Origin of the sequence: Methylocella tundrae (genome assembly GCF_038024855.1) — a bacterium.
In the GTDB taxonomy this organism is placed as follows: domain Bacteria; phylum Pseudomonadota; class Alphaproteobacteria; order Rhizobiales; family Beijerinckiaceae; genus Methylocapsa; species Methylocapsa tundrae.
Window position 1 is genome coordinate 3,770,343 of record NZ_CP139089.1, and the last position, 23,520, is coordinate 3,793,862.

Here is a 23,520-nt window from a genome sequence, read left to right on the forward strand (position 1 = left end):
GTTGCGTGGCGTCCGGGGGCAGGGGTGGCATGGATATTATTTTCCTGGACAACGGGCTGATCGGCCGTGGCGAGCACAGCTACAGCCTGATCAAACAGGTCGGAGAGGCGCTGACGCGCCGGGGAGTTCGTCACCTGGGGTTCGGGACGAAGGCCATGCAGGCCTCGGTCGCTGAAGAACTGGGCGTTCTTCCACACTTCAACTATCCACTCTATTTCGCCGTTGTCATTTCCGAGCGCGAACATGATCGCCGGCGAACGCTTTTCGCAAAAATCCTCGGCCTCAAGGCAGATCCGACACAACCGTCGGAGATCGACACATGGCGCGTCTTGAATGCTTCTTTCGAAAAGGATCTAAGGGCGCTGCCGCCTGACGCCTGGAGCGCGGACAATCTTATCGTTGTTCCCGCTTGCTCCCAGAATGAGATTCTTGGACTGGTCCACGCTCTGCTGGCAAGGCCCGAAGGAGCGCGGCCACGCGTTCTCTGTCAACTCATGTTCGGGCCGAACTGGACGGCATGGGGTCGCCCGGCAAAGCTTGGGACCAAACTCTATCGTAAAGCCTTCGCTCTCGCCCGGCCGCTGATCGGAAAGACGCTGTTCTTTACGACCGAGAACGAGGCGATGCGACGGCTTTATCGCACGACGTTTCGCATTGAAACGGACATTCTCCCCGTGCCATTTGGCGATGTCGCGCCGGCGGCGGCGCCCGCGGAAAGACCGGTCTTTGGTTTTTTCGGCAATTCCAAATCCGATAAGGGATTTCACCTGCTGCCGAAGACCATAGAGATCTGTCGCGCGCGCGGGCTGGCGGCTGATTTCACCGTCCAGCTGCAACATTGCGGTTGGGAGCCGGCGACGGTTGCGGCCGAGGCCGAACTGCGGCGGATGCAGGGCATAAGGCTGATCGAGGGCGTTCTGAACGGACAAGACTACGCCGCTGAGACGAGCCGGATCGACGCGATGCTTTTGCCCTATGATCCCATTCTTTTCGGTCTTCGAGGATCGGGCATCTTTACGCAATCCGCCGCCGCCGGCAGGCCTGTAGTCGCCTCAAAGGGAACTTTTGCCGGAGACAGCATCACGCGCGGCGAAGCCGAGGGCGAGATTTTTTCGCCCTACGACGCGCCGGCGCTCGCCGACGCCGTCGAGCGGCTCGCCGGACGCTTGCAGGGGAGCCACGGCCGCGCGGCGGCTCTCGCTAAAGCCTTCAGGCAAAGCCACAGCGCCGACGCCTATGTCGACGTTGTTTTGGCGCATGCGCTGCGCAAGCCCGAATGAGGCAGCCTCACGGCCCCGGCGGCGCCGTCCATGAAGCCCGCTCTAGACGTCCGTGCTGTTGTCGTCGTCGCCATAGTCCGAGCTGTAGTCGGCGGCGTCCTGTATGTCGTCCTGATCCTGATCGGCGTCCTGCTGGGCGTCCTGCTGGCGAACCGCATCATCGCCATAGTAATTATTGACGACGGTCTCGCGGCCGCCGCCAAGTCCCGCCAGCCCCTGATCGACGCCGGGCACGCCGGCGCCAATGCCGAGCGCATTATTGTGGCCGCCGAACAAGCCTTTGATTGAATCGGCGAGAAGAACACCGCCGGCGACGCCAGCCGCGGCTCCGAGCGCTCCCTTGAGGAAGCCGCCGCCTTGACCACCCATTGGGCCGCCCATGGGGCCGCCGCCGCCAAAGCCGCCACCCATCGGTCCGCCTTGCGGCGCGCCCCACGGTCCTCCTGCGGGCTGCTGTTGTGGCGGCTGCTGCCAGCCGCCCTGCTGCGGCGGCTGGCCCCAGCCCGGCGAAGGCGCGCGCGGCTGTTGCGGCGGGGGAGAGGGCTGCGGATTGCCGCCGCCAAACAGGGAGCCGAGGCCGCCGAGGAAGCTGCCGCCGCCCTGTTGCGGCTGTGCGGCGCGCTGTTCGAGGTCGCGCACCTGCGCCTCCAGCTGCTGCAGGCGGTCATTGGCCGCGCGCAGCGCCTGATCCTGAACAATGGTGGTCTGGGTGAGGAGATAAGGCGCATAGGGAAGCGCCTTGACGGCGTCCTCGATGAAGGCCTCCGCTTCCTTGTCGCGCGGATTGGCGCCCGCGCTCTGGATGCGGTCGAACAGGCCTGTGAGCAACTGACGTTCCTCGGGTGACATTGCCTTCTCCGGTGCAAAATCGGCGAATTCCTTATCGCCGCATAAGACATAAGCCGTTTTCGGCGCCCGCCAAGGGGCGTTGCCTGACGGCATCCCTTGCCGCTTCGCCTCGCGCCTCGTATGAAGCACGGGAGTTACGAGGATTTAATGAACGACGACACGAAAACTACGCAACGCGCGAGCGCAAAACTGCCGCGCGGCTTTGGCGACCGCGGGCCGGCGGAGATCGCCGCGACCGAAAAAATGCTCGCCGCGATCAAAGAGTCTTATGAACTCTTTGGTTTCGAGGCGGTCGAGACGCCGTTCATCGAATTCACCGACGCATTGGGAAAGTTTCTGCCCGATCTCGACCGGCCGAACGAGGGTGTCTTTTCGTTCAAGGACGATGACGAAAGCTGGCTGTCGCTGCGCTATGACCTGACGGCGCCGCTCGCCCGCTTCGTGGCGGAAAATTTCGATCGTCTGCCGAAACCCTATCGCAGCTATCGCGCCGGCTATGTGTTTCGCAACGAAAAGCCGGGACCGGGGCGGTTTCGCCAGTTCATGCAGTTCGACGCCGATACGGTCGGCTCCGCCTCAGTCGCGGCCGACGCCGAGATGTGCATGATGGCGGCGGATACGCTCGAGCGCCTCGGCGTCAGGCGCGGCGATTACGTCATCAAGGTGAACAATCGCAAGATTCTGGACGGCGTTCTGGAGGCGATCGGGCTCAGCGGCGAGGCGAACGCCGCGCGGCGGCTGATCGTGCTGCGCGCCATCGACAAGCTCGACAAGTTTGGGCCAGAGGGTGTGAAGCTGCTGCTCGGGCCCGGGCGCAAGGACGAGAGCGGGGATTTTACGAAGGGCGCGGGACTGGATGCTGGCCAGCAGGAGTTTGTGGTTGGGCTCATCGACCCACAAAAGGCGTGGGAAGATCATATAGCGTCAATAGATATCCGATTGGCCGACAGTGAGATCGGCCAAGAAGGCCGCACGGAACTTGAACAGATCGCCGAACTGATTTCTCAGGCCGGCTATAATGACGGCCGCATCCGCATCGACCCATCCGTCGTCCGCGGCCTCGAATATTACACCGGCCCCGTTTTTGAGGCCGAACTCACCTTTGAAATCGACGGCGAGGACGGCAAGCCGATCCGCTTCGGTTCGGTCGGCGGCGGCGGCCGCTATGACGGGCTCGTTGGCCGCTTCCGCGGCGAAAACATACCCGCGACCGGCTTTTCCATCGGCGTGTCGCGGCTTTATTCAGCGCTGAAGGCGGTTCGATCGCCGATCGTCTCCGCCAGGCCGCAACAGGGCCCGGTGGTGGTGCTCGCGCTCGATAAGGGCGAGCTTCCGCGCTACCAGAAATTTGTCTCCGCGTTGCGGGCGGCGGGCATTCGCGCCGAACTCTACCTTGGCCAGTCCGGCATGAACGCGCAGCTGAAATATGCCGACAAGCGCGGCTCGATCTGCGCCGTCATTCAGGGGTCCAACGAGCGCGAAAGAGGTGAGGTCGCCATTCGAGACCTTGCGCTCGGCGCCGAACTCGCCGGCGCCAGCAAGGATCGCGCGGATTACCTTGAACTGCGCGCCAAGGCGCAATTCGCCGTTCCCGAATCCGGGCTGGTCGAAGCGGTCAAAGAGGTTTTGGGCCGCCATTGAGCCCAACAATTCACATTTTCCAGCAAAAGCAGTCGCAACCAACGCTTCCGCCTGCTAAACAGCCCTCGCTTGCAAAGCGCCCATTTAGAGACACGACCGCCTCTTCCGCGCCGCGATGACGCCCCTTCAGGCGCTCCTCGCCATGAGGGCTTGATGTTGCGTTGCGTGTCCAGCGGGACTTTAGGAGCAAAGCCAGTTTCGAACCATCCTGTGAGCCGCGCGCTGTGACCTCCGTCCAAAATTCTTCCGGCGTCGTCGCGACGCATCTGATCCGCGCGGGCTATGCGCGCTGCGAGCCGCCGATCCTTCAGCCGGCCTCGATCTTCTTCGATTCGGGGGAGGATCTGCGCGGGCAGCTCTATCTGACGAGCGATCTCTCCGGCGCCGAATATTGTCTGCGTCCGGAATATACGATTCCCGTTTCAAAGCACTATCTCGCCTCGGGCGCCGCGGGCGAGACCGCCGCTTTTTCCTATTGCGGCCCGGTGTTTCGCTACGCCGCCGGCCAGAGCTGTGAGTTCACGCAGGCTGGCGTCGAAAGCTTCGGCCGCGCCGACCGCGAGGCGGCGGACGCCGAAATTCTGACGCTTGCGCTCGACGCCGCCTCCACTGGCCACGGCCTTGACCTCAGCGTTCGCATCGGCGACGCGGGGCTTTTTTCACGCCTTCTGGCGGCGCTTGATCTGGCGCCGCAATGGCGCCGCCGCATCGCCCGTGGGCACAGCCAGGGCAAGTCGGTCGAGGCGATCCTCAACGCCTCCCAAAACGGCTCGGGTCATGACCATTCGGGCGTGCTCGGCATGCTGGAAGGCGCCGACAAGCAGGGCGCGCGCGCCTTCGTCGAGGATCTTCTGTCGATCGCGGGAATCGTCGCCGTGGGGGGACGCACGGCGGGCGAGATCGCCGACCGTTTTCTGGAACAGGCGGCGCTGAAGCGGGGTGTTGGCGTTTCGGACGAGAAGGTCGCCATCATCGAGGCTTTTTTTGCCATCGAGGGCAATCCGGACGCGGCCTCGGTGCGAATGCGCCGGCTGGCGCAAGAGGCAAGTCTCGATCTCGACGCGAGTCTCGACGCTTTCGACACGCGTCTCGGCTTCATCGCGGCGCTCGGCTTCGACGTCGCGGCGCTCAGTTTCGAGGCGAGCTTTACGCGCAATCTCGACTATTACACGGGCTTTGTGTTCGAGGCGCTCGACCGCGCCCGCCCCGATGAGAAGCCGATCGTCGCTGGCGGACGGTATGACCAGCTGCTGCAAACGCTCGGAGCCGATCGCGCCATCCCCGCTGTTGGCGCGTCGATCTGGGTCGATCGCCTGCCGCTGGCTTTTGAAGGAGACGCGGCATGAGCGAAACCCTCGTTCTCGCTATCCCCTCCAAGGGACGCCTGCAGGAAAACGCCGCCGCCTTCTTTGCGCGGGCGGGGCTTGAGATCGTGCAAGGGCGCGGCGCGCGCGACTATCGCGGTTCGCTCGCGGGCCTGAAAAACGTCGAGATCGCGTTCTTATCGGCCTCCGACATTGTTGCGCAGCTCGCGAGCGGCAATGTCCATCTTGGCGTCACAGGGGAGGATCTCGTCCGCGAAACGATCGCCGACGCCGATGAAAAGGTGGCGCTTTTGACGCCGCTCGGATTTGGCGGCGCGAATGTCGTCGTCGCCGTCCCGCGCGCATGGATCGACGTCAAGACCATGTCCGACCTCGAAGACGTCGCGGCGAGCTTTCGGGCAAGGCGCGGCGAGCGCATGCGCGTCGCCACCAAATACGTCAATCTGACGCGGCGCTTTTTCGCGAAGATGCATGTCGCCGATTATCGCATCGTGGAAAGTTCGGGCGCGACGGAAGGGGCTCCCGCCGCCGGGCAGGCCGAACTCATCGTCGACATCACGACGACGGGGGCGACGCTCGCCGCCAATGCGCTGAAAATTCTCGACGATGGGATCATTTTGCGTTCGCAGGCCAATCTCGTCGCCTCGCTGAGCGCGGACTGGAGCCCGCCGGCGCGGGAGAATGCGCGCGTCATACTTTCGCGCATCGCGGCGGAGGAGGAAGCGCGCACGACGCGGGAAGTCTCGACCGTACTCGCCAACCCATTCCCATCCCTGATCGCGGACGCCGAGGCGCTTTTCGCCGCGCGCCCGCGCTTTCGCGCGGCGGACGGACGCCTGACGCTGAATTGCCCGACCGACAAGGTCGCGCCGCTCGCCGACTGGCTCATCGCTCATGGCGCCGATCATGTGGGCGTCGCAACGCTCGACTATGTTTTTTCAGCAACCAATCCGCTCTACGAGAAACTTGTCGGGCGGCTTGGCTGAAGCGCATCGCGCGGCGGGAGTCGATGTTATAAGGAAATGACTGAGATTATTTCTCAACTCGGGAATATGCCGCCGACCGGCGAAATGGAGACTGCTATATGTCAGCGCGTATGATCGTGGATTTGGCCGAGGGGAATATCGTTCTTTTCGGCGGCGCTCCCGAGCCGGGAATGCCTGACGCCGGCCTGACGAACGGCTTTTCAAGGGCGAGCGCCGAGACTTTTCAGGCAGCGCTCGGCACGATCGGCGCGCTGGTCAAGACAGTTGAAGCCTCGATCGAGGCCATGCCGAAAAAACCGGAAGGAATCGAAATCGAGTTTGGCGCCACTCTCAGCCAGGACTGCGATTTGTGGATCGTCTCGCCCGATTCCGCGCCGGAGTTCAAAATCAGGCTGTCCTGGGGCAAGAACGGCTGACGAGCCGCCCCCCCAACACCGGCGAGGAGCTGGCGCCGGGCCGGGAGCGGCCCCCTTACATGCAGGTTTCCTCGAGTTCTTCGAGGAGCTTCAAAGTCGCATCGTCGCGCAGATCTTCAAGGATCCCGCGCAAAGTCGGCCGGAAATTATGCAACACCTGCAAATCGTTGAGCCCCAAGCTTATGGGCAAGCTCCCTCTGGCGGGTGAAATAGGCTCAGAACGCGTTGTCTTCCGGTCGTGGCGCGCGCGAAGGCGGATGGTGAGGCACGGCCAAATGCTTTCGCGCGGGACGGGCGCTTCCCGGATCAAAAGCCGGGAGACAGGGAAACGTCTCTTTTGACCAAAGCGGGTTTCTCGGAGGGCGTAAACACGCCATCGTCGTCGCTCCGCATCTCGATATGCCGGTCGTGCATGTCGATGAGGCTTGAGCGATGTCCGATCGAGATAATGGTCGTCGCGGGTAGATGCTCGAAGAGAATCTCATAGATCCTCGCCTCAAGCGTCTCGTCCATGGAAGCGGTCGCCTCGTCGAGGAAGAGCCAGTCCGGTTTTGCAAGGAGAGCGCGGGCGATGGAAATGCGCTGCTGTTCGCCGCCGGAAAGGCGCTGGCCCCAATTGTCGTCGACGTCAAGCTTGTCGACCAGTTCAGGCAGCTGCGCGGCGAGAAGCGCGCTGCGGATCGCTTCCTCGCCATAGGTCTCGGGCGCCGCCGGATAGGTGACGGCCCCGCGCAGCGGGCCATTTGGAATGTATGGCTTTTGGGGCAGCAGCATCACCCGAGTGTCGGCGGGCGCCGTGACGGAGCCGTCGCCGTGCGGCCATATGCCGGAGATCGCGCGGAACAATGTCGATTTGCCGGAGCCCGACGGTCCCGTGAGAAGCGTCGACTCGGCCGGCGAGAGACGGACATTGGCGTCCTTGACGATGACGCGGCCATCTGGAAGGTGCAGCGTTACGTCCTCGAGGTGGATGTGCTGGCGCGCATCGACGGCGGCTTGCGGCGCGGGTTTTAGGCCGGGGCGCTTCTGCGCTGCCTCGATCGAAGCGTCGAACGAGATCAGACGGTCGAGAACGGCTTTGAAGTCGGCGAGAGAGACATAATAGGTCACGAAGAAGGTCAAGGCGTCGTTGACGCTGCCAAAAGCGCGCGCGGTCTGGGTCATGACGCCGAGGGTGATCTTGCCGGCAAAATAGAAGGGCGCCGCGACGATATAGGGGATGATCGGGCTTAACTGGCCGTAAGAGGCGGTAAAGCCGATCAGATTCTTGCGGACGGCGACGATCTGAAAATAATTGCCGATGATCGTGTTGAAACGTTCCCGCAGAGAGCGCTTTTCGGAATCTTCTCCCGAGAGCAGCGCGACCTGTTCGGCATATTCGCGCAATCTTGCCAGCGAAAAGCGGAAATCGGCTTCGTAACGCTGCCTGGCGAAAGAGAGCGGCACCAGCGAGCGGCCGATGAGATGGGTGATCCAGGTGCCGAAACCGGCATAGATCAAAGCGACCCAGAACAGGAATCCTGGCACCGCGATCGCCGTGTAAGGCAAGGTGAAATTCGCGGAAAGAGACCAAAGCACGATCGCGAAGGAAACCAGCGAACTGAGGTTCGAGATCAAAAGGATCGAGAAGGTATAGATGCCGTAGCCTTCCTGGCCGCCGTTGATGAAGCGGTTGACGTCCTCCGATATGCGCTGGTCGGGGTTGTCGGCGAGGCCGCCCTCGAGCGACATCCGGTAATGGGTGTGGCTGTCCAGCCAGCGGCCGACGTAATTCTCCGTCAGCCAGCGCCGCCAGCGGATGATCAGCGTCGAGGCGACGATGAACTCCAGGATGGCGGAGGCGATGTAGGTGAAGGCCCACGGAGTGAATACAGTGAAGAGTTGCGACCAGAAGGCGGCTTGGTCCTTGTTCTGAATGGCGTTGAACCAGTCGCGCGAGAAGAAGGAAAGCCGGACCTGTATGCCGACCTGGGTCTGATTGATGACGACGAGAAAAACGATCATCGCAATGGCCAGCTTGCGCTCTTTGACCCCAAACGAGGGCAGCGGCCAGATCTGCGCTCTCGTGTCCCCGTTCGAATCGAAATAGCGATCGCCGATGCGGGTCATCGACTGCACGACGGGAATGAAGGAGATGCCGTAAACGAGAATGGCGAAAATCGCGACGGTGAGCGGCAGGCTTTCCGGCAGAACGTAGTCTTCGAGCGAGGCCGGCCAGAAGCCGACTTGCGCGATCATGAAGACGACGCCGAAGATGACCGTCTCAATGGCGAAGATCGCGGCGAAAATCTGCAAAAAGCTGGAGATCTTGGGCGCTTTGTAGGTGGTATAGGCGCAGATGAAGCCCGTTGCGGCGAGGAGCAGAATGGTCGCGTCCCCGTGCATTGTTCCGATCAAAGCGGTTGCGAGCGAGAAAACGGCGACGACGGCGGCGAGAAAATGCATGGCTTGCCTTATGCTCATATCCCTTCGCAAAGGGCGTTTAAGGGGCTTTCGTCGAAGACTAGTGGGATTTCGGGCGGCGCGAAATCAACAAAGCTTTTGTTTCAAAGATGGGCCGGGAAGGTGAGCGCCATTGCACCCATCTCAAGCCGCGGAAGGAGTCTGCGCGCGCCATCGCATTCTGCCGCCATATGCTTGTTTCAACGCATTATTTCACCTTAAATATGCGTAACTTTCAGGGCGGCCTGCGCCTGCCGCAAACGCGGCCGAAGCTTGCATGGCCGCCGCCGGCGTCGTCGAAGCATTCCGCGATGGCGGCTGCTTCGCGTCATTCCTCCGCTTTTTTGGCTTCTTCGGGAGAGAGGCCGTTGACGCAGGCCGACAGCACCGGCGACGGTTTGAAGGTGAGAACGCGGCGCGATTTGATCGGCGCCTCGACGCCGGTGCGCGGGTTTCTGCCGATGCGCTCGCGTTTAGAGCGGACAGCGAACATGCCGAAGGATCGAAGCTTGACGCATTCTCCGCGCACCAGCGCTTCGGCGATTTCCTCAAGGGCCATTTCAAAGATCTCTCTCGCCTGCGCGCGCGAAAGCGCCGGACACGAGGCGTAAACCGCGTCCAGAAGGGCCGCCCGCGTCGCCGTTCTCCGATTGACGGCCGCATCCGATTGCGGCTCCGACGCCTGTCGCACCTCTGTCCCCCCCACTGCTTTCAATTGCGATAGTTGGATTAGAGCATATTTCAGGCCTTTGAAAAGCAGTCGATTCTTTGACCGAACAAGATCGCGCGCCGCCGCGCCGCGGTTCAGCTTGGCCGCAGCCAAAAAAAGAGCCCCGGATTTTCTCCGGGGCTCTGTAGCAATTGATCAATGCCGGATGGGCTGGATCAGAAATCCATGCCGCCCATGCCGCCCATGCCGCCGCCGCCGGGCATAGCGGGGGCGTCCTTCTTCGGCTGCTCGGCGATGATCGCCTCGGTGGTGATGAGGAGACCGCCGACGGAGGCCGCGTCCTGCAGGGCCGTGCGCACGACCTTGGTCGGGTCGATGATGCCGAGCTTGACGAGATCGCCATATTCGCCGGTCTGGGCGTTGTAGCCGTAACCGTACGAGGCGTTCTCCATCAGCTTGCCGACCACCACCGCGCCATCGGCGCCCGAATTGTCGACGATCTGGCGAGCCGGGGTCTGAACCGCCTTGCGGACGATATCGACGCCGGTCTTCTGATCGGCATTCTCTACGGTGAGGCCTTCGAGCGCCTTGATGGCGCGCAGAAGCGCGACGCCGCCGCCGGGCAGAACGCCTTCCTCGACCGCCGCGCGGGTGGCGTTGAGGGCGTCGTCGACGCGGTCCTTCTTTTCCTTGACTTCGACTTCCGACGCGCCGCCGACGCGGATCACCGCGACGCCGCCGGCGAGCTTGGCAAGGCGCTCCTGCAGCTTCTCGCGGTCATAGTCCGAGGTCGTCTCGGCGATCTGGGCCTTGATCTGAGCGATGCGGGCTTCGATGTCGGCCTTGGCGCCCGAACCGTCGATGATCGTCGTCGATTCCTTGTCGATGCGGATCCGCTTGGCGCGGCCGAGCATCTGAAGCGTGACGTTCTCGAGCTTGATGCCGATTTCTTCCGAGATCAGCGTCCCGTTGGTCAGGATCGCGATGTCCTCGAGCATGGCCTTGCGGCGGTCGCCGAAGCCGGGCGCCTTCACGGCCGCGACCTTGAGGCCGCCGCGCAGCTTGTTGACGACGAGGGTCGCAAGCGCTTCGCCTTCCACGTCCTCAGCGATGATGACGAGCGGCTTGCCGGACTGCACGACCGCCTCGAGGACGGGCAGCAGAGCCTGGAGAGAAGACAGCTTCTTCTCGTGAACGAGGATGTAGGGATCCTCGAGCTCGGCGATCATCTTCTCGGCGTTGGTGATGAAATAGGGCGAGAGATAGCCGCGGTCGAACTGCATGCCTTCGACGACGTCGAGCTCGGTCTCGAGGCTCTTTGCCTCCTCGACGGTGATGACGCCCTCATTGCCGACCTTCTGCATCGCCGTCGAGATCATCTCGCCGACCGATTTGTCGCCATTGGCGGAAATCGTCCCGACCTGAGCGATCTCTTCGTTCGAGGTGACCTTCTTTGAATTGGCCTTGAGATCGGCGACAACGGCGGCGACGGCGATATCGATGCCGCGCTTCAGATCCATCGGGTTGAGGCCGGCGGCGACCGCCTTGGTGCCTTCGCGTACGATCGAGGCGGCGAGAATGGTCGCGGTCGTCGTGCCATCGCCCGCGGCGTCATTCTGCTTGGAGGCGACTTCGCGGATCAGCTGGGCGCCGAGGTTCTCGAACTTGTCGGAAAGCTCGATTTCCTTGGCGACGGTCACGCCGTCCTTGGTGATGCGGGGGGCGCCGAAGGATTTTTCGATGACCACATTGCGGCCTTTCGGGCCGAGCGTTACCTTGACCGCATTGGCGAGAATGTCGATGCCGCGCAACATCCGGTCGCGGGCGTCGGACGAAAAGCGGACGTCTTTTGCTGCCATGATTGGAAACTCCTGAAACAGTCTAAAAATTTAAGTGGGATTGGCCGATCAGGCGACGACGCCGAGGATGTCGCTTTCCTTCATGATGAGCAGGTCCTGCCCGTCGATCTTGACCTCTGTGCCCGACCATTTGCCGAACAGCACCTTGTCGCCGGCCTTCACGTCGAGGGGGGTCAGCTTGCCGCTGTCGTCGCGGCCGCCCGGGCCGACGGCGATGATTTCGCCTTCCTGCGGCTTCTCCTTGGCGGTGTCGGGAATGATGATCCCGCCCTTGGTCTTTTCCTCACCTTCGAGACGTCTGACCACGACGCGGTCGTGCAAAGGACGAAAGCTCATGTCTAATTCCTTCATGGGCCGCGGGAGGCGCTTGGTCCGCGCTGGGACGCCTCTTGCAAAGGCGGCGGGTTTGAAAAACGGAGCCCTGTTAGCACTCTGATAGGGTGAGTGCCAAAGGCAGCTCGTATTTAGGCAGGCGGGTCTGTGCTGTCAAGTCTGCCGTATACTTGGGCATGGCTTTGGCCATTTTAAAGCCATGCGCCACCGCGGCAGGCGGAGGCCGCTGAAAAGCCGTAATTAGAACTGATCCAAATTAGGATGCTCTGGCTCGCGAATCGGCAGGCGGCGCCGGCGGCATCAGGATTTGCCTGACGCGAAACAATGGAACGGATCGGCGCCCATGTCGGATAAGACGAGCTCGAACTATGATCAGACCACCATTTTCCTGCATTGGATGACAGCGGCCTTGGTCGTCGTACTCTGGATTTTGGGACAGACCTCCGATCTCGTCCCCCGGGGTCCGCTGCGCACCGGGTCCTGGTCTCTTCACGTCACGCTCGGCTTTCTGCTCGCCCTTGTGCTCATGGGGCGCATCATATGGCGAGGCGGGGCCGGGCGCCGGCTGCCGCCCGCGGACGCGGGTTTTCTTCAGTTTCTGGCCGAGGCGACGCATTACGCGCTTTACGCCCTGCTGCTGGCCGCCGTGACCCTCGGCATTATCAACGCCTTCGTCCGGGGCTATGATCTTTTCGGCGTCGTAAGCCTGCCGAAGCTCGGCGATCCAGCCCTGAAGAAACCCATCACCGAATGGCACGAACTCGCGGCCAATCTCGTTCTCGCCGTCGCCCTTTTGCACGCGGCGGCGGCGCTGGCGCATCATTATGTCTTGAAGGACGGCGTTCTTTTGCGGATGCTGCCGAAACGCGAAGCCGCCTCCGAGCGCCGTTCGGACCTCTGAACGCGTCTTCGTCCGTCTCGCGCTCCTCCCTGAAAGGCCTGGCCTCGTGGTTCGTCTCCATGCCGAAAGGCACCTCGTCAACCGCATCGGCTGGCTGCGCGCCGCCGTTCTTGGCGCCAATGACGGGATTATCTCGACCGCCAGCCTGATGGTCGGCGTCGCGGCCGCCGCGAGTTCATCGAGCGAGGTCCTGGTCGCAGGCGTTGCCGGCATGATCGCGGGCGCCATGTCCATGGCCGCGGGCGAATATGTCTCCGTCAGCTCGCAATCCGATACCGAACGCGCCGATCTAGCGCGTGAGCGGCAGGAACTCGCGGAGAACCCGAAGTTCGAGACAAATGAGCTGGCGCAGATTTATGTCGAACGCGGCCTTGAGCCGGCGCTCGCCCGTCAGGTCGCCGTGCAGCTCATGGCGAAGGACGCGCTCGGCGCGCATGCGCGCGACGAACTCGGGATCTCCGAAGCGATCACGGCGCGCCCGATTCAGGCGGCGCTGACCTCCGCTGCGACGTTTTCCGTCGGCGCCGCCCTGCCGGTCATCGCGGCGCTGGCCGCTCCCCGGCCTTTTCTCATGCAGGCGGTGTTTGCGACGTCCCTGGCGTTTCTCGCCCTGCTTGGCGCGCTCGGAGCGAAAGCAGGGGGCGCCGACATCATCAAGCCGACGATTCGCGTCGCTTTCTGGGGCGCGTTTGCAATGGCGCTGACCGCCGGCATCGGAGCCCTCATCGGCAAAGCAGTCTAGTTGGACTGAGGCTTGTCCGTTGTCCGGAATCCGGCGCCGCGTCGCTTTTTATACATTTTTTTTCGTTTCAGACGGCGAACGACGCGCATGCTCGCCTGTCAGTGCATCGACATTATACATGCGGCGGCGGAGGCTCTCGTGAAAACGAAGGCCGTGGGCCTAAGCCGTCTTGCAACGCCCAAGGCGACCGCGGAATTTGAAAAGCACTTCTATTCACAAAGGAAAAGACAATGGACCGCATCATCATGCGAACCGGCGAGGCTCTTAGCGCTGGCGGTCCTCCTGGCACCGCAGCGGAGCCGGAGGTTATAATCGGGGAACTCGACGGGCCCGTTGGAACAGCGCTCGCCACTCTCACCGGCGACCAGGTAGCCGGGCACACGAGAGTATTCGCTCTCATGAATACAAATGTGATGGTGCGGCCGGTGACGCTTTGCGTCTCCAAGGTGTCCGTCACCAATTCCCGTTACACCAGCATTCTCATGGGGACTGTGCAGTTCGCTATCGCGAATGGAGTGCTCGACGCCGTTCGCGCCGGCTACATTCCAAAAGAGAAAGCCAATGATCTTGGCATCATCTGCTCAGTCTGGCTGGCGCCGTCAGTGATCAAGGACGACAATCTCGATCATAAGATCCTGTTCGACATTCACCGCAAAGGTATGACCGAAGCGATCAGAAAGGCGATGGCGAACGAACCCTCAATTGATTGGCTGCTGGAAAATCAGGACAAGGTGGTGCACAAATACTATCAGCTTGGACTTGACGGGAAGATCTGAGCAAGGTTACGGCCGCGTTTCTGGCGAGACCTGAACTGTGGTCCGGGGCGGAAATGAGGGCATGACCGACCGATCGAACCGAGGAATTTCGCCGACGGCGCTTGTCACCGGAGGCGGCAGGCGGATTGGCTTGCGAATATCGCAGCGCCTCGCGCGCGCGGGCTATGCCGTGATTCTCCATTGCAGCCCCCCGTCGGCAAGCGAGGTCGAGCATGAGGCGGCGCGCATCGCGGCGGAGGGAGGCAAGGCCGCCGCGCTGAGCGCCGATCTGTCGGAAGCGGAGGCGACTGATCGCCTGATCGCGGCGGCGAGCGCGTTGTTCGGGCCGCTGGCGCTCCTCGTCAACAACGCCTCCATTTTCGAAGATGATTCCGCCAAAAGTTTCGACGTCGAGCGATTCGACAGGCATTTTGCCGTCAATCTGCGGGCGCCTTGCATTTTGGCCCGTGATTTCGCCGCGCAGGCGCGCGCCGGCGCCGACGCCGCGGTGGTCAACATCGTCGATCAGCGCGTTTTCAACCTGACGCCGGAGTTTTTCTCCTACACCTTGAGCAAGGCGGCGCTCTGGGCCGCGACCCAGACGATGGCGCAATCCTTCGCGCCGAATGTCCGGGTCAACGCCGTGGGGCCCGGCCCGGTGCTGCCGAATAGCATGGAGGGAGAGGCTGGCTTCCGGCGCGAGGTGGCGAGCGTGCTCCTGCGCCGCGCCGTCGATCCCGACGACATCGCCGACGCCGTTCTTTATCTGGCGAAAGCGCGCAATGTCACCGGCCAGATGATCGCTGTCGACGCCGGGCAGCATCTCTCCTGGCGGACGCCCGATATCGTGCTTTAAGCGTTTGCGCGGCGAGTCAATCCGCGCTCGGAAGGCGGCGCATCGTGAATTCGATGCGATCATCCGACAATTCGCGCCAGGATTCGATCTCGGTCATATAGGCGGCTTTCGGGAATCTCGCGAACCATTCGCGGGCTTTGTCGCGGGCCTCGCTGCGCGGCAGGGTAAAGGTCTCGCGCCTCCATGCGCCCATGCGCCGCGACTCGTCGTCGGCTTGCGCGCGCGAGCGTTTGGCGAGCCGGCGCGCTATGTCCGATGGCCTCTTTTCCTCTGCGCTCACTTCAACGCAACTCCCGAACGCAAGAGTTTCAAACGATCGCATTTTGTTTCCGCGAACCCGCGGCGCCGCATGAAAGCGCGCCGCTCCATCATAGCGCGGAGATAGGCCGGCTAAAACCTTAACGGTGGGTTTAATGGAACAGTTTGGCCCTCGCGCGCTTGAGAATTGCAACGCGGTTAACAGCGCGCTTCGTTCAGCTTCGCTCAGCGGGAGCCTTTGACGACCTCGTCGAGCATTTGCGCGAGGACGGACGCATCGTCCGGAAATCCCGCCGCGATCCAGCGTGTTTGCAGAAGGTCCAGCGCTTCGCCTATGGCCGGCCCGCGGGCGAAGCCATGCGCGAGAAGGTCGGCGCCGGAAAAGGGCAGGCGCGGCTCCTGAGTTTCGCGCAAAAAGTGCTTGGCGGGGACCCACTGCGCGAGGTCCGGCGCGCGAATGGCGGCGAGCATGACGGCGTCCGCCGCGGCCTGCCGGCCGTTGAGAAAAAGCAGCCGGCGCAATTCGTCCTCGCCGGGGGGCGCCTCGCGGGCGTGCAGCGGGATCAGGAGGCGGGCCGCGCGCTCAAGGCGCTGCCGCTCGGCGTTCGAGAGGCGAAGGCTTTGTCCAAGGCGATCGGCGTCTTCCGGCAATTCGACGCAAAGCGCGGCGAGGCGCAGCAGAGGGTCGGGCGGGCCGGCGTCCTCGGTCGCCGCCATCCGCCGCAGCCGCGCGGGATTCGGCGCGGAGGCGATGAGCGGCCCGAGCAGCCCGGCGTCGCACATCTCCTGCGCCGCCTCGGCTGCGCGCCGCGCGGCAAGCAGCTTCAAGAGCTCTGCCCGCACTCTTTCGCGCGAGAGGCGAGCGAGCCCCGAGCGCTCGCGCATCGCCGCGACGAGCCCCGCGGGATCAAGCGGACCTTCGGTGAAATCCGCCGAAAAACGAAAAAAGCGCAGGATGCGCAGATAGTCCTCGCGGATGCGCTGCGCCGGTTCGCCGATGAAGCGCAGCCTTCGCGCTCTGATGTCGTCGAGGCCGCCGACATAATCGAAGATCCGGCCGTCCTTAGCGAGAAATAAAGCGTTGATCGTGAAGTCACGGCGCAGGGCGTCGGCCCGGAAATCGCGGCCGAAGCGCACGGTGGCGCGGCGCCCGTCGGTCTCGACGTCTTCGCGAAGGCTTGTCACCTCGAATGTCTCGCCGCCGACGAGCAGCGTGAGCGTGCCATGTTCGACGCCCGTCGGGATGACGCGAATGCCGGCCGCGCTCGCCCGCTCCGCCGTCGTCTCCGGCGCGGCAGTGGTGGCGAGGTCGATTTCATGCACCGGACGGCCGAGCAGCGCATTGCGCACCGCGCCGCCGACGAGGCGGGTCTCCTCGCCGCCAAAGTCGATGGCTTCGAAGATGCGGTCGAGCGAGGGATTTCTCAGCAGCGCCGCCAGCGCCTCGGATGCGGCCCCGTCGGTCGGCGGCGCATCCCCATTCATTGAATGCGTCCCGGCACGATGCGGCCATTTTCGATATGGGCGGGTATGTACGGACCCTGGCTGCGATCTGCGAAGATGCCGATGAGGAACACGCCGGCCACGGCGATAACCAGGCCGATGAGCGCAAGGGTCGAGACGGCGCCGCGCGTCCAGTGATCGACTTCGAAAGGATATTTCCGGCGCAGCGTCAGATAAAGAACATAGGCGACGAAAGGAGACCCGAACAAGAGCGCAGGCTCAAGAATGACGCGCCACATCAGGAATAAAGCCTTTCAAAAAGATTGCGCAGAATGCCGGCGGTAATGCCCCAGATATAGCGCTCGCCGTAAGGCATCGCGTAAAATTGACGGAGCTTGCCGTCGAATTCGCGGGAGTGGAGCGAATGGTTCGCCGCATCCATGAGGAAAGCAAACGGCGTTTCAAATGCGTCCTCGACCTCGCCGGGATTGAGCCGGAGATCGAAATGCGGCTCCACTCTGGCGACGACCGGGATGACGCGAAAGCCGGTGCCTGTCACGTAAGGATCAAGGTAGCCGAGCGGCTCGACATGGGCGGGCGGCAGGCCGACTTCCTCGTGCGCTTCCCGCAAGGCGGCGGCGGCCGGGCTGTCGTCGTACGACTCGATCTTGCCGCCGGGAAAAGCGATCTGGCCGGCATGAACCCGCAGGCCCGCCGCCCGCTGGGTTAAAAGCACGCGCACTTCTCGCGGATAAGCGACGAGCCCGACGAGCACGGCCGCCGCCCGCGCGCCCGGGGCGAGGGCCAAGGCCGTCGGCTGGCCGGCCATCACCTCATCGTCGATGACCGGATCGCTGAGCACGAGATCATGACCCGGCGGCTCGATCGTGAAAGTCAGCCGCCCTTTGATATGGGCGAAAACACGCGTCGGAGCGAAGCGCTCGTCGAGAAGGTCAGTCAAAGGCTTGCCTCTATGGCGGCGAGCTCCTGCGCGCCGGCCAGCGGGAAGAACGCGCCAGCCGAGGCTACGCCAAAGCACTGCGCGCCCTCATGCGCCCTGATTTCGCAAAGCGCAACGAGATCCATCAATAAGGCGCGGGCGAGCAGCGCCCAAAGCTCTCCGCGCACCAGAACATAGGGCTTGACGCCGCCGGATTCTGTCTCGCGCTCGAAACGCAAGGGATGCTCGGCGTCGGCCGTCACCCAATCGTCGACATTTGTGCGAAACCGCAGGAGTTGCTCGGGGCCGTCTCCGCTTTTCTCCATTTCCACGGCGATGAAGGGGGCGTCCTCGACGAGGATTCCGACGCGTTCGACGGGCGTCACCAGCACGTAACGATCGGGGTCCTTGCGCAAAATCGTCGAAAACAGCCGCACCAGCGCCGGCCGCAGGATCGGCGTTCCCTGATAGAACCACGCGCCGTCGCGCGCGATGCGCATGTCGATGTCGCCGCAAAAGGGCGGATTCCATTGCGCGACCGGAGGAAGCGGCCTCGCCTGGGCGGGCGCGGGAAGCTCCCTCGCCAGCCTGGCCAATGCCGGGGGATCTTGCCGCTCCGGTTCCCCTTTCGCTTCAATATCCTGCGCCATACATCCTCGCCGCAGCGCCAGCCATGAAAAAGAGCCAAATCGCGGTGATTGTGAAAATGAACCCCGTCGACAATGCAATCTGGATAGACCACTAATTGCAGAGCGACGAAGCGAAAATATCGTGTCCGCGGCCGCGGGCTCAAGAAAAAGGGATCCTATGGCAGAAGCAGTGACAGCCTCCTTCGAAGCCGCCATGGAGCGCAGCGCCGAAACCGCGCTGGATCGCATCGCGGCCGCGCGGGCTGCGATCGAAACGATCATTTTCGGCCAGACCCAGGTGGTGGAAGAAGCTCTGGTGACGCTTCTGTCGGGTGGCCACGGCCTCCTCGTCGGCGTGCCGGGCCTCGCCAAGACCAAGCTCGTCGAGACCCTTGGAATTGTGCTCGGCCTCAATGCGCGCCGCGTGCAGTTCACGCCGGATCTCATGCCGGCGGACATCCTTGGCTCCGAGGTCCTGGAAGAATCGAGCGACCGGCGGCGCAGCTTCCGTTTCGTGCAAGGTCCGATCTTCGCCCAATTGCTGATGGCCGACGAGATCAACCGCGCCAGTCCGCGCACCCAGTCGGCCCTGCTTCAGGCGATGCAGGAATATCACGTTTCGGTCGCGGGCGAGCGCCATGACCTGCCGCAGCCTTTCCATGTTCTGGCGACACAAAATCCGCTCGAGCAGGAGGGCACATATCCGTTGCCGGAAGCTCAGCTCGACCGTTTCCTGATGCAGATCGACGTCGGCTATCCAGACCGCGCCGCCGAAAGGCGCATTCTGGTCGAAACGACGGGCGCGGCCCAGGCCGAAGCCAGGCATGTGATCAACGCCGAGGAGTTGATGGGCATTCAGCGGCTGGTGCGACGGCTGCCGATCGGCGACAGCGTCATCGAAGCGATCCTCGACGTCGTGCGCTCGGCGCGTCCGGGCGAAGGCGATCCGGCGATCACGCAGCATATCGCCTGGGGGCCGGGTCCACGCGCGGCGCAGGCCCTGATGCTGGCGACCCGGGCGCGCGCCTTGATTGGCGGCCGGCTCTCGCCCTCGAACGACGATGTCGCGGCGCTCGCCGTGCCGATCCTGAAGCACCGCATGGCGCTGACATTTTCCGCCCGCGCCGAAGGCGAGACGATCACCGATCTCATCGCCAAGCTCACACAACGGCTGCGCTGAACATGGCGGAGGTCCGGCTCCTCGACCGCGATGAAGGCCGCCTCGCCGGCCGCCAGCAGGACGAGGCGCTGTCTCTGGCGCGCCGTTTTCCGAACCTTGTCGTCGCCGCGCGGGAGGTTGCCGCCAGCGTGCTCCACGGCGTTCACGGGCGCCGCCGCGCCGGCGTTGGCGAATCCTTCTGGCAGTTCCGGCCCTTCGACGCGGGGGAATCGAAAAATCGCATCGATTGGCGCCGGTCGGCGCGCGACGACAGGCTTTATGTGCGCGAAAGGGAATGGGAAGCGGCGCATACGGTGATGGTCTGGATCGACCGCTCCGCCTCGATGCGTTTCGTCTCGAAACTGGCGCTGCAGCCGAAAATTGATCGCGCGCTGGTGCTTGGCCTCGCGACGGCCGATTTATTGATCAGGGGCGGCGAGCGCGTCGGCCTTCTTGGCCTCGTCCGGCCCGTCGCGGCCCGCAATATCGTCGAGCGCTTCGCGGAAGCTTTGCTCAGCGAGATTTTACAGCGCGGGTCCGATCATGAGGCGGCGGAGCTGCCGGCCTCCGACAGCCTGCCGCGGAATTCGCAGGCCGTGCTGATCGGGGATTTTCTCAGTGATCCCGCCGCCATCGCCGCGACGATCGAAAAGATCGGCGCACGCGGCGCGCGCGGTCATCTCATCATGATCGCCGACCCGGTCGAGGAGACATTTCCCTTCTCCGGCCATACTGAATTCATCGATGTCGATTCCCCCGCGCGCCTGCGCGTCGGCGATGCCGAATCCTTGCGCGTCGATTATATCCGGCGTCTTGAAGCCCATCGCGAGGCGATCCGGACGGCGGCCCGGGCGCGCGGCTGGACCTTGCTGCTGCACCGGACCGACCGGCCTGCGTCCGAGGCCTTGCTGGCATTGAGGATGCATCTCGACGCCCATTTCCATAACGCCTCCGCGGGTCTGGCCCTTTGATGTTTGGTATTCCGCTCGCTTTCACGGTTCCCCTCGCCCTCACCGCGCTGATCGGTCTGCCGCTCCTCTATTATGTGCTGCGCGTCACGCCGCCGCGCCCGCGTCAGGTGCCATTTCCGCCGTTGCGGCTGTTTCTTGATCTGCTGCCGGCCAATCAGACCCCGCGGCGAACCCCCTTATGGCTTTTGATTCTGCGCCTCGCGATCGCCGCCTGCATCATTTTCGCGATGGCTGGCCCTGTGCTGAACCCTGCGCCGGTCGCCGCGGGGGCGGGGCCGCTGTTGCTCGTGCTGGATGACGGCTGGCCGGCGGCCCCGAGCTGGGATCGCCGGATCGAGGCGGCCGCGCAGCGCATCCAGGCGGCAGGGCAACGGTCAAGACCGGTCGCCATCGTCGCGACTTCCGACGGCCCGCGCGAAATTCTTCCCTTTGAGGCGAACAAGGCGCTCGAGCGGCTGCGCGCGATCAAGCCCGCGCCTTATGCGCCGGATCGGTTGCCGGCGCTCGGCGCGATTAAGGCTTTCATCGCCGCCCATGACGAAAGCTCGGTCGTCTGGATCGCCGACGGCCTCGAGCGCGGCCATGCGGGCGATTTCGCTGCCGGCCTCGCGGGGGCGGCGAAACACCTCTCCATCGTCACCGACCCCAATCCGGTCAGGGCGCTCTCGGGGCCGCAAAATCTGGCGGGAGGCCTCGAAGTGGGCGTGCTGCGGTCCGCCGTCGCGGGCGCCGAGCAAGGTGAGGTTCGCGCGCTCGACCTCAAGGGCCTCGCCATCGGCGCCGCCCCTTTCGATTTTGCCGGAAAGACCGCCACCACCGCCCGGTTCGACCTGCCGGTCGAATTGCGCAACGACATCGTGCGGCTCGAAATCGCCGGCGAGCACTCGGCGGGAGCGGTCTCGCTGCTCGATGAGCGCTGGCGCCGGCGTAGCGTCGGCATCGTCAGCGGGGAGGCCGCCGACGTGTCGCAGCCCTTGCTCGCGCCGAATTATTATCTGAAGAAGGCGCTCTCTCCCTTCGCAGACGTGCGCGAGGCGCGGCCCGGCGTCGGCGATCCGATCCATGCCTTGCTCGAGGAGCATGTCGCCGTCATGGTCCTCGCCGATATCGGCGCCGTCTCGGGGCCGACGCATGACGAACTGCGGCATTTTATCGAGGATGGAGGCATCCTTGTCCGCTTCGCCGGCACCCGGCTCGCCAACGCTTCCGACGATCTCGTTCCCGTGCGGCTGCGCCGGGGCGGGCGCGTGCTCGGCGGGTCGATGTCATGGGACACGCCGAAAAAGCTCGCGCCATTCGAGCGTTCAAGTCCTTTCTTTGGTTTGAACGTTCCAGATGAAGTGACTGTCACGCGCCAGGTGCTCGCCGAGCCCGATCCCGGCCTGCCAGCCAAGACGCTGGCGCAGCTCTCGGACGGCACGCCGCTCGTAACGGCGATGCGCATGGGCAAAGGAATGACCATTCTCTTTCATGTGACGGCCGACACCACATGGTCGAACCTGCCGCTGTCGGGCCTTTTCGTCGATATGCTGCGCAAGATCGTCGATCTGTCTGGAGAAACGGGTCAAGGCGCGGCCACCGGGGTGGAAGCCGAGAAAGCGCAAACGGACGCGGCCAAAGCCGGCGACAAGGACGCGCTCGCCGCGAGCGCGGATCAGCCGCGCACCGTTGCGCCGACGCGAACGCTTGACGGCTATGGCGTCCTTGGCGTGCCGCCCGCCAGCGCAAAACCCATCCCGATCGGCTTTGCGGGCGCGGCGGACGCGGAGCATCTGCCTGGATTTTACGGCCCGCAAAATGCGCCTCTCGCCGTCAACACGCTGCTCGCCGGGGAAACCTTGTCGGCGCTGGATTTTGGCCGCCTTGGCCTCGCGCCCAATTTTCTGCGCGGCGCCGAGCCGGTCGATCTCAGGCCCTTCCTGATCGCCGCGGCGTTCCTTCTGTTCTGTCTCGACGCGCTGGCCTCGCTCTGGCTATCGGGGGCGCTGCGCCCCTCGCGCCGGGCCGTCGCGGGCCTTGCGGCGTTTCTCATCGCCTGCGGATGTGTCGCGGGGCCGATGCGGGCGCAGGCCGAACCTTCGAGCCCGGCGATTTCGCAGCGCGACATCAATTCGGCGCTAACGACCCGTCTCGCCTATGTCGTCAGCGGCGACGCCAAGGTCGATGAGGCGAGCCGGCAAGGCCTCCTCAGCCTGTCGCGGGTGCTGGCGCGGCGGACGTCCCTCACGCCGGGAGAGCCGGTTGGCGTCGATCCTGCGCGCGACGAACTCAGCTTCTATCCGTTGCTCTATTGGCCGATCGTCGCCGGGCGCCCGCGGCCATCGCAGGAGGCTATCGCCAAGATCAGCGCCTTCATGAGACTTGGAGGCACCATTATTTTCGACACCCGTGATGCGCTGACGGCGCGTCCGGACGGGCCGCCGACCCCTGAGGCGCAATGGCTGCGGCAATTGCTCGATGGCGTCGACGTGCCCGAACTCGCCCCAGTGCCCGCGGACCACGTCGTCACCAAAACTTTTTATCTGCTCGACGGCTTCGTTGGCCGCTACGTCAATGGGGTCACCTGGATCGAAGCCCTGCCGCCGGCTCCAGCCGATGGGAGCGCGCGACCGGCGCGGTCCGGCGATGGCGTCTCGCCGGTGATCATCACCTCGAACGACCTTGCGGGAGGATGGGCGAGCGACCCCGATGGCGAGAGCCTTTATGCGTTGACCCCCGGCGGAGCACGCCAGCATGAACTCGCCTTGCGCGGAGGGGTCAACCTCGTGATGTACACGCTGACAGGCAACTATAAGGCCGATCAGGTGCATGTGCGCGACCTGCTCGAGCGCCTCGCGCATTAAGCGGGCGACACCTTTCTCTCGGCGCGGACGATCAGCGCCGCGCAACTTTCTCGCTTTAGAAGGAACGTGAACGCCGCGCGGGCAAGAGCGCGCCGTCAGGAGCCGCAGAGTTCCTGGATCAAATCATGTGGCGAAACAAAAAGTGAGGAGCCAGATCACCTTCGCGAATGGATCGGGCTTCGGCGACGGCCGCGACAATTGGCAGCGGCAGGCCCGGATTAT

23 protein-coding genes are annotated in these 23,520 nt (G+C 63.7%); 12 read left to right on the plus strand and 11 right to left on the minus strand.

The window, feature by feature from the left end; translation table 11 throughout:
• Positions 1-29 precede the first annotated feature (29 nt).
• Positions 30-1,280: a glycosyltransferase gene (locus SIN04_RS19590; protein WP_134491997.1), complete on the plus strand. Its 1,251-nt coding sequence runs from the start codon at positions 30-32 to the stop codon at positions 1,278-1,280.
• Between the two features lie 42 nt (positions 1,281-1,322).
• Here the strand turns inward: SIN04_RS19590 and SIN04_RS19595 are convergent, their stop codons facing one another.
• Positions 1,323-2,129 (minus strand): DUF2076 domain-containing protein, encoded by an 807-nt coding sequence (locus tag SIN04_RS19595; protein WP_341264165.1) that lies wholly within the window; start codon positions 2,127-2,129, stop codon positions 1,323-1,325.
• 147 nt (positions 2,130-2,276) lie between these two features.
• On the opposite strand from SIN04_RS19595, the gene hisS reads away from it, so the two are divergent.
• The 4 genes from hisS to SIN04_RS19615 all read left to right on the plus strand — a co-directional run bounded on the left by hisS (position 2,277) and on the right by SIN04_RS19615 (position 6,497).
• Entirely contained in the window at positions 2,277-3,770 is a 1,494-nt protein-coding gene (gene hisS, locus SIN04_RS19600; protein WP_341264166.1) for a histidine--tRNA ligase, read from the plus strand.
• A 224-nt stretch (positions 3,771-3,994) separates the two neighbouring features.
• Positions 3,995-5,116, plus strand: a complete 1,122-nt coding sequence (locus SIN04_RS19605; RefSeq protein ID WP_134491999.1) for an ATP phosphoribosyltransferase regulatory subunit — start codon at positions 3,995-3,997, stop codon at positions 5,114-5,116.
• On the plus strand, positions 5,113-6,081 hold the full coding sequence (gene hisG, locus SIN04_RS19610) for an ATP phosphoribosyltransferase (protein ID WP_134492001.1): 969 nt from the start codon (positions 5,113-5,115) through the stop codon (positions 6,079-6,081). The genes SIN04_RS19605 and hisG overlap by 4 nt, the downstream gene beginning before the upstream one ends.
• A 98-nt stretch (positions 6,082-6,179) precedes the next feature.
• Positions 6,180-6,497 carry a CU044_2847 family protein gene (locus SIN04_RS19615; protein WP_134492003.1) on the plus strand — a complete coding sequence of 106 codons (318 nt, stop codon included), beginning with the start codon at positions 6,180-6,182 and terminating at the stop codon, positions 6,495-6,497.
• A 55-nt stretch (positions 6,498-6,552) separates the two neighbouring features.
• On the opposite strand, the gene SIN04_RS19620 is transcribed toward SIN04_RS19615, so the two are convergent.
• The 5 genes from SIN04_RS19620 to groES form a co-directional block, all read right to left on the minus strand.
• Positions 6,553-6,687, minus strand: a complete 135-nt coding sequence (locus tag SIN04_RS19620) for a hypothetical protein (RefSeq protein ID WP_341264167.1) — start codon at positions 6,685-6,687, stop codon at positions 6,553-6,555.
• 116 nt (positions 6,688-6,803) lie between these two features.
• Positions 6,804-8,942, minus strand: coding sequence for an ABC transporter ATP-binding protein/permease (locus SIN04_RS19625; protein ID WP_341264485.1), 2,139 nt, complete (start codon positions 8,940-8,942; stop codon positions 6,804-6,806).
• Between the two features lie 325 nt (positions 8,943-9,267).
• Complete coding sequence (locus SIN04_RS19630) at positions 9,268-9,630, minus strand: integration host factor subunit alpha (protein ID WP_134492007.1); 363 nt, start codon at positions 9,628-9,630, stop codon at positions 9,268-9,270.
• 194 nt (positions 9,631-9,824) lie between these two features.
• A complete protein-coding gene (groL, locus tag SIN04_RS19635; protein WP_134492009.1) occupies positions 9,825-11,468 on the minus strand; it encodes a chaperonin GroEL in 1,644 nt (547 codons plus the stop codon).
• Positions 11,469-11,516: 48 nt separating this feature from the next.
• Positions 11,517-11,804, minus strand: a complete 288-nt coding sequence (groES, locus tag SIN04_RS19640) for a co-chaperone GroES (RefSeq protein WP_134492011.1) — start codon at positions 11,802-11,804, stop codon at positions 11,517-11,519.
• A 340-nt stretch (positions 11,805-12,144) separates the two neighbouring features.
• On the opposite strand from groES, the gene SIN04_RS19645 reads away from it, so the two are divergent.
• The 4 genes from SIN04_RS19645 to SIN04_RS19660 all read left to right on the plus strand — a co-directional run bounded on the left by SIN04_RS19645 (position 12,145) and on the right by SIN04_RS19660 (position 15,055).
• On the plus strand, positions 12,145-12,702 hold the full coding sequence (locus SIN04_RS19645; RefSeq protein WP_134492013.1) for a cytochrome b: 558 nt from the start codon (positions 12,145-12,147) through the stop codon (positions 12,700-12,702).
• Between the two features lie 46 nt (positions 12,703-12,748).
• Positions 12,749-13,444, plus strand: a complete 696-nt coding sequence (locus tag SIN04_RS19650) for a VIT1/CCC1 transporter family protein (RefSeq protein WP_134492015.1) — start codon at positions 12,749-12,751, stop codon at positions 13,442-13,444.
• A 230-nt stretch (positions 13,445-13,674) separates the two neighbouring features.
• Positions 13,675-14,220: a formaldehyde-activating enzyme gene (locus tag SIN04_RS19655; protein ID WP_174512121.1), complete on the plus strand. Its 546-nt coding sequence runs from the start codon at positions 13,675-13,677 to the stop codon at positions 14,218-14,220.
• Between the two features lie 61 nt (positions 14,221-14,281).
• Positions 14,282-15,055, plus strand: a complete 774-nt coding sequence (locus tag SIN04_RS19660; protein WP_134492019.1) for an SDR family oxidoreductase — start codon at positions 14,282-14,284, stop codon at positions 15,053-15,055.
• Between the two features lie 16 nt (positions 15,056-15,071).
• Here SIN04_RS19660 and SIN04_RS19665 read toward each other — a convergent pair whose 3' ends face one another.
• The 5 genes from SIN04_RS19665 to SIN04_RS19685 form a co-directional block, all read right to left on the minus strand.
• Positions 15,072-15,335 carry a hypothetical protein gene (locus tag SIN04_RS19665; protein ID WP_134492021.1) on the minus strand — a complete coding sequence of 88 codons (264 nt, stop codon included), beginning with the start codon at positions 15,333-15,335 and terminating at the stop codon, positions 15,072-15,074.
• Positions 15,336-15,538: 203 nt separating this feature from the next.
• The gene (locus SIN04_RS19670; protein ID WP_134492023.1) at positions 15,539-16,798 is read right to left on the minus strand and encodes a CCA tRNA nucleotidyltransferase; all 1,260 of its coding nucleotides are present in this window, start codon (positions 16,796-16,798) and stop codon (positions 15,539-15,541) included.
• On the minus strand, positions 16,795-17,055 hold the full coding sequence (locus tag SIN04_RS19675; RefSeq protein ID WP_134492025.1) for a DUF6111 family protein: 261 nt from the start codon (positions 17,053-17,055) through the stop codon (positions 16,795-16,797). The genes SIN04_RS19670 and SIN04_RS19675 overlap by 4 nt, the downstream gene beginning before the upstream one ends.
• Positions 17,055-17,717, minus strand: a complete 663-nt coding sequence (locus SIN04_RS19680) for a CoA pyrophosphatase (RefSeq protein ID WP_244605912.1) — start codon at positions 17,715-17,717, stop codon at positions 17,055-17,057. The genes SIN04_RS19675 and SIN04_RS19680 overlap by 1 nt, the downstream gene beginning before the upstream one ends.
• On the minus strand, positions 17,714-18,346 hold the full coding sequence (locus tag SIN04_RS19685; protein WP_341264168.1) for a DUF1285 domain-containing protein: 633 nt from the start codon (positions 18,344-18,346) through the stop codon (positions 17,714-17,716). The genes SIN04_RS19680 and SIN04_RS19685 overlap by 4 nt, the downstream gene beginning before the upstream one ends.
• Before the next feature lie 157 nt (positions 18,347-18,503).
• Here SIN04_RS19685 and SIN04_RS19690 point away from each other — a divergent pair, with 157 nt between their 5' ends.
• Genes SIN04_RS19690 through SIN04_RS19700 form a run of 3 tightly spaced genes read left to right on the plus strand, consistent with a single transcriptional unit; the run spans position 18,504 to position 23,298 of the window.
• The gene (locus SIN04_RS19690; protein ID WP_134492029.1) at positions 18,504-19,505 is read left to right on the plus strand and encodes an AAA family ATPase; all 1,002 of its coding nucleotides are present in this window, start codon (positions 18,504-18,506) and stop codon (positions 19,503-19,505) included.
• Between the two features lie 2 nt (positions 19,506-19,507).
• Positions 19,508-20,455, plus strand: coding sequence for a DUF58 domain-containing protein (locus tag SIN04_RS19695; protein ID WP_134492031.1), 948 nt, complete (start codon positions 19,508-19,510; stop codon positions 20,453-20,455).
• Positions 20,455-23,298 (plus strand): DUF4159 domain-containing protein, encoded by a 2,844-nt coding sequence (locus SIN04_RS19700; RefSeq protein ID WP_134492033.1) that lies wholly within the window; start codon positions 20,455-20,457, stop codon positions 23,296-23,298. The genes SIN04_RS19695 and SIN04_RS19700 overlap by 1 nt, the downstream gene beginning before the upstream one ends.
• The last annotated feature ends 222 nt before the right edge of the window (positions 23,299-23,520 follow it).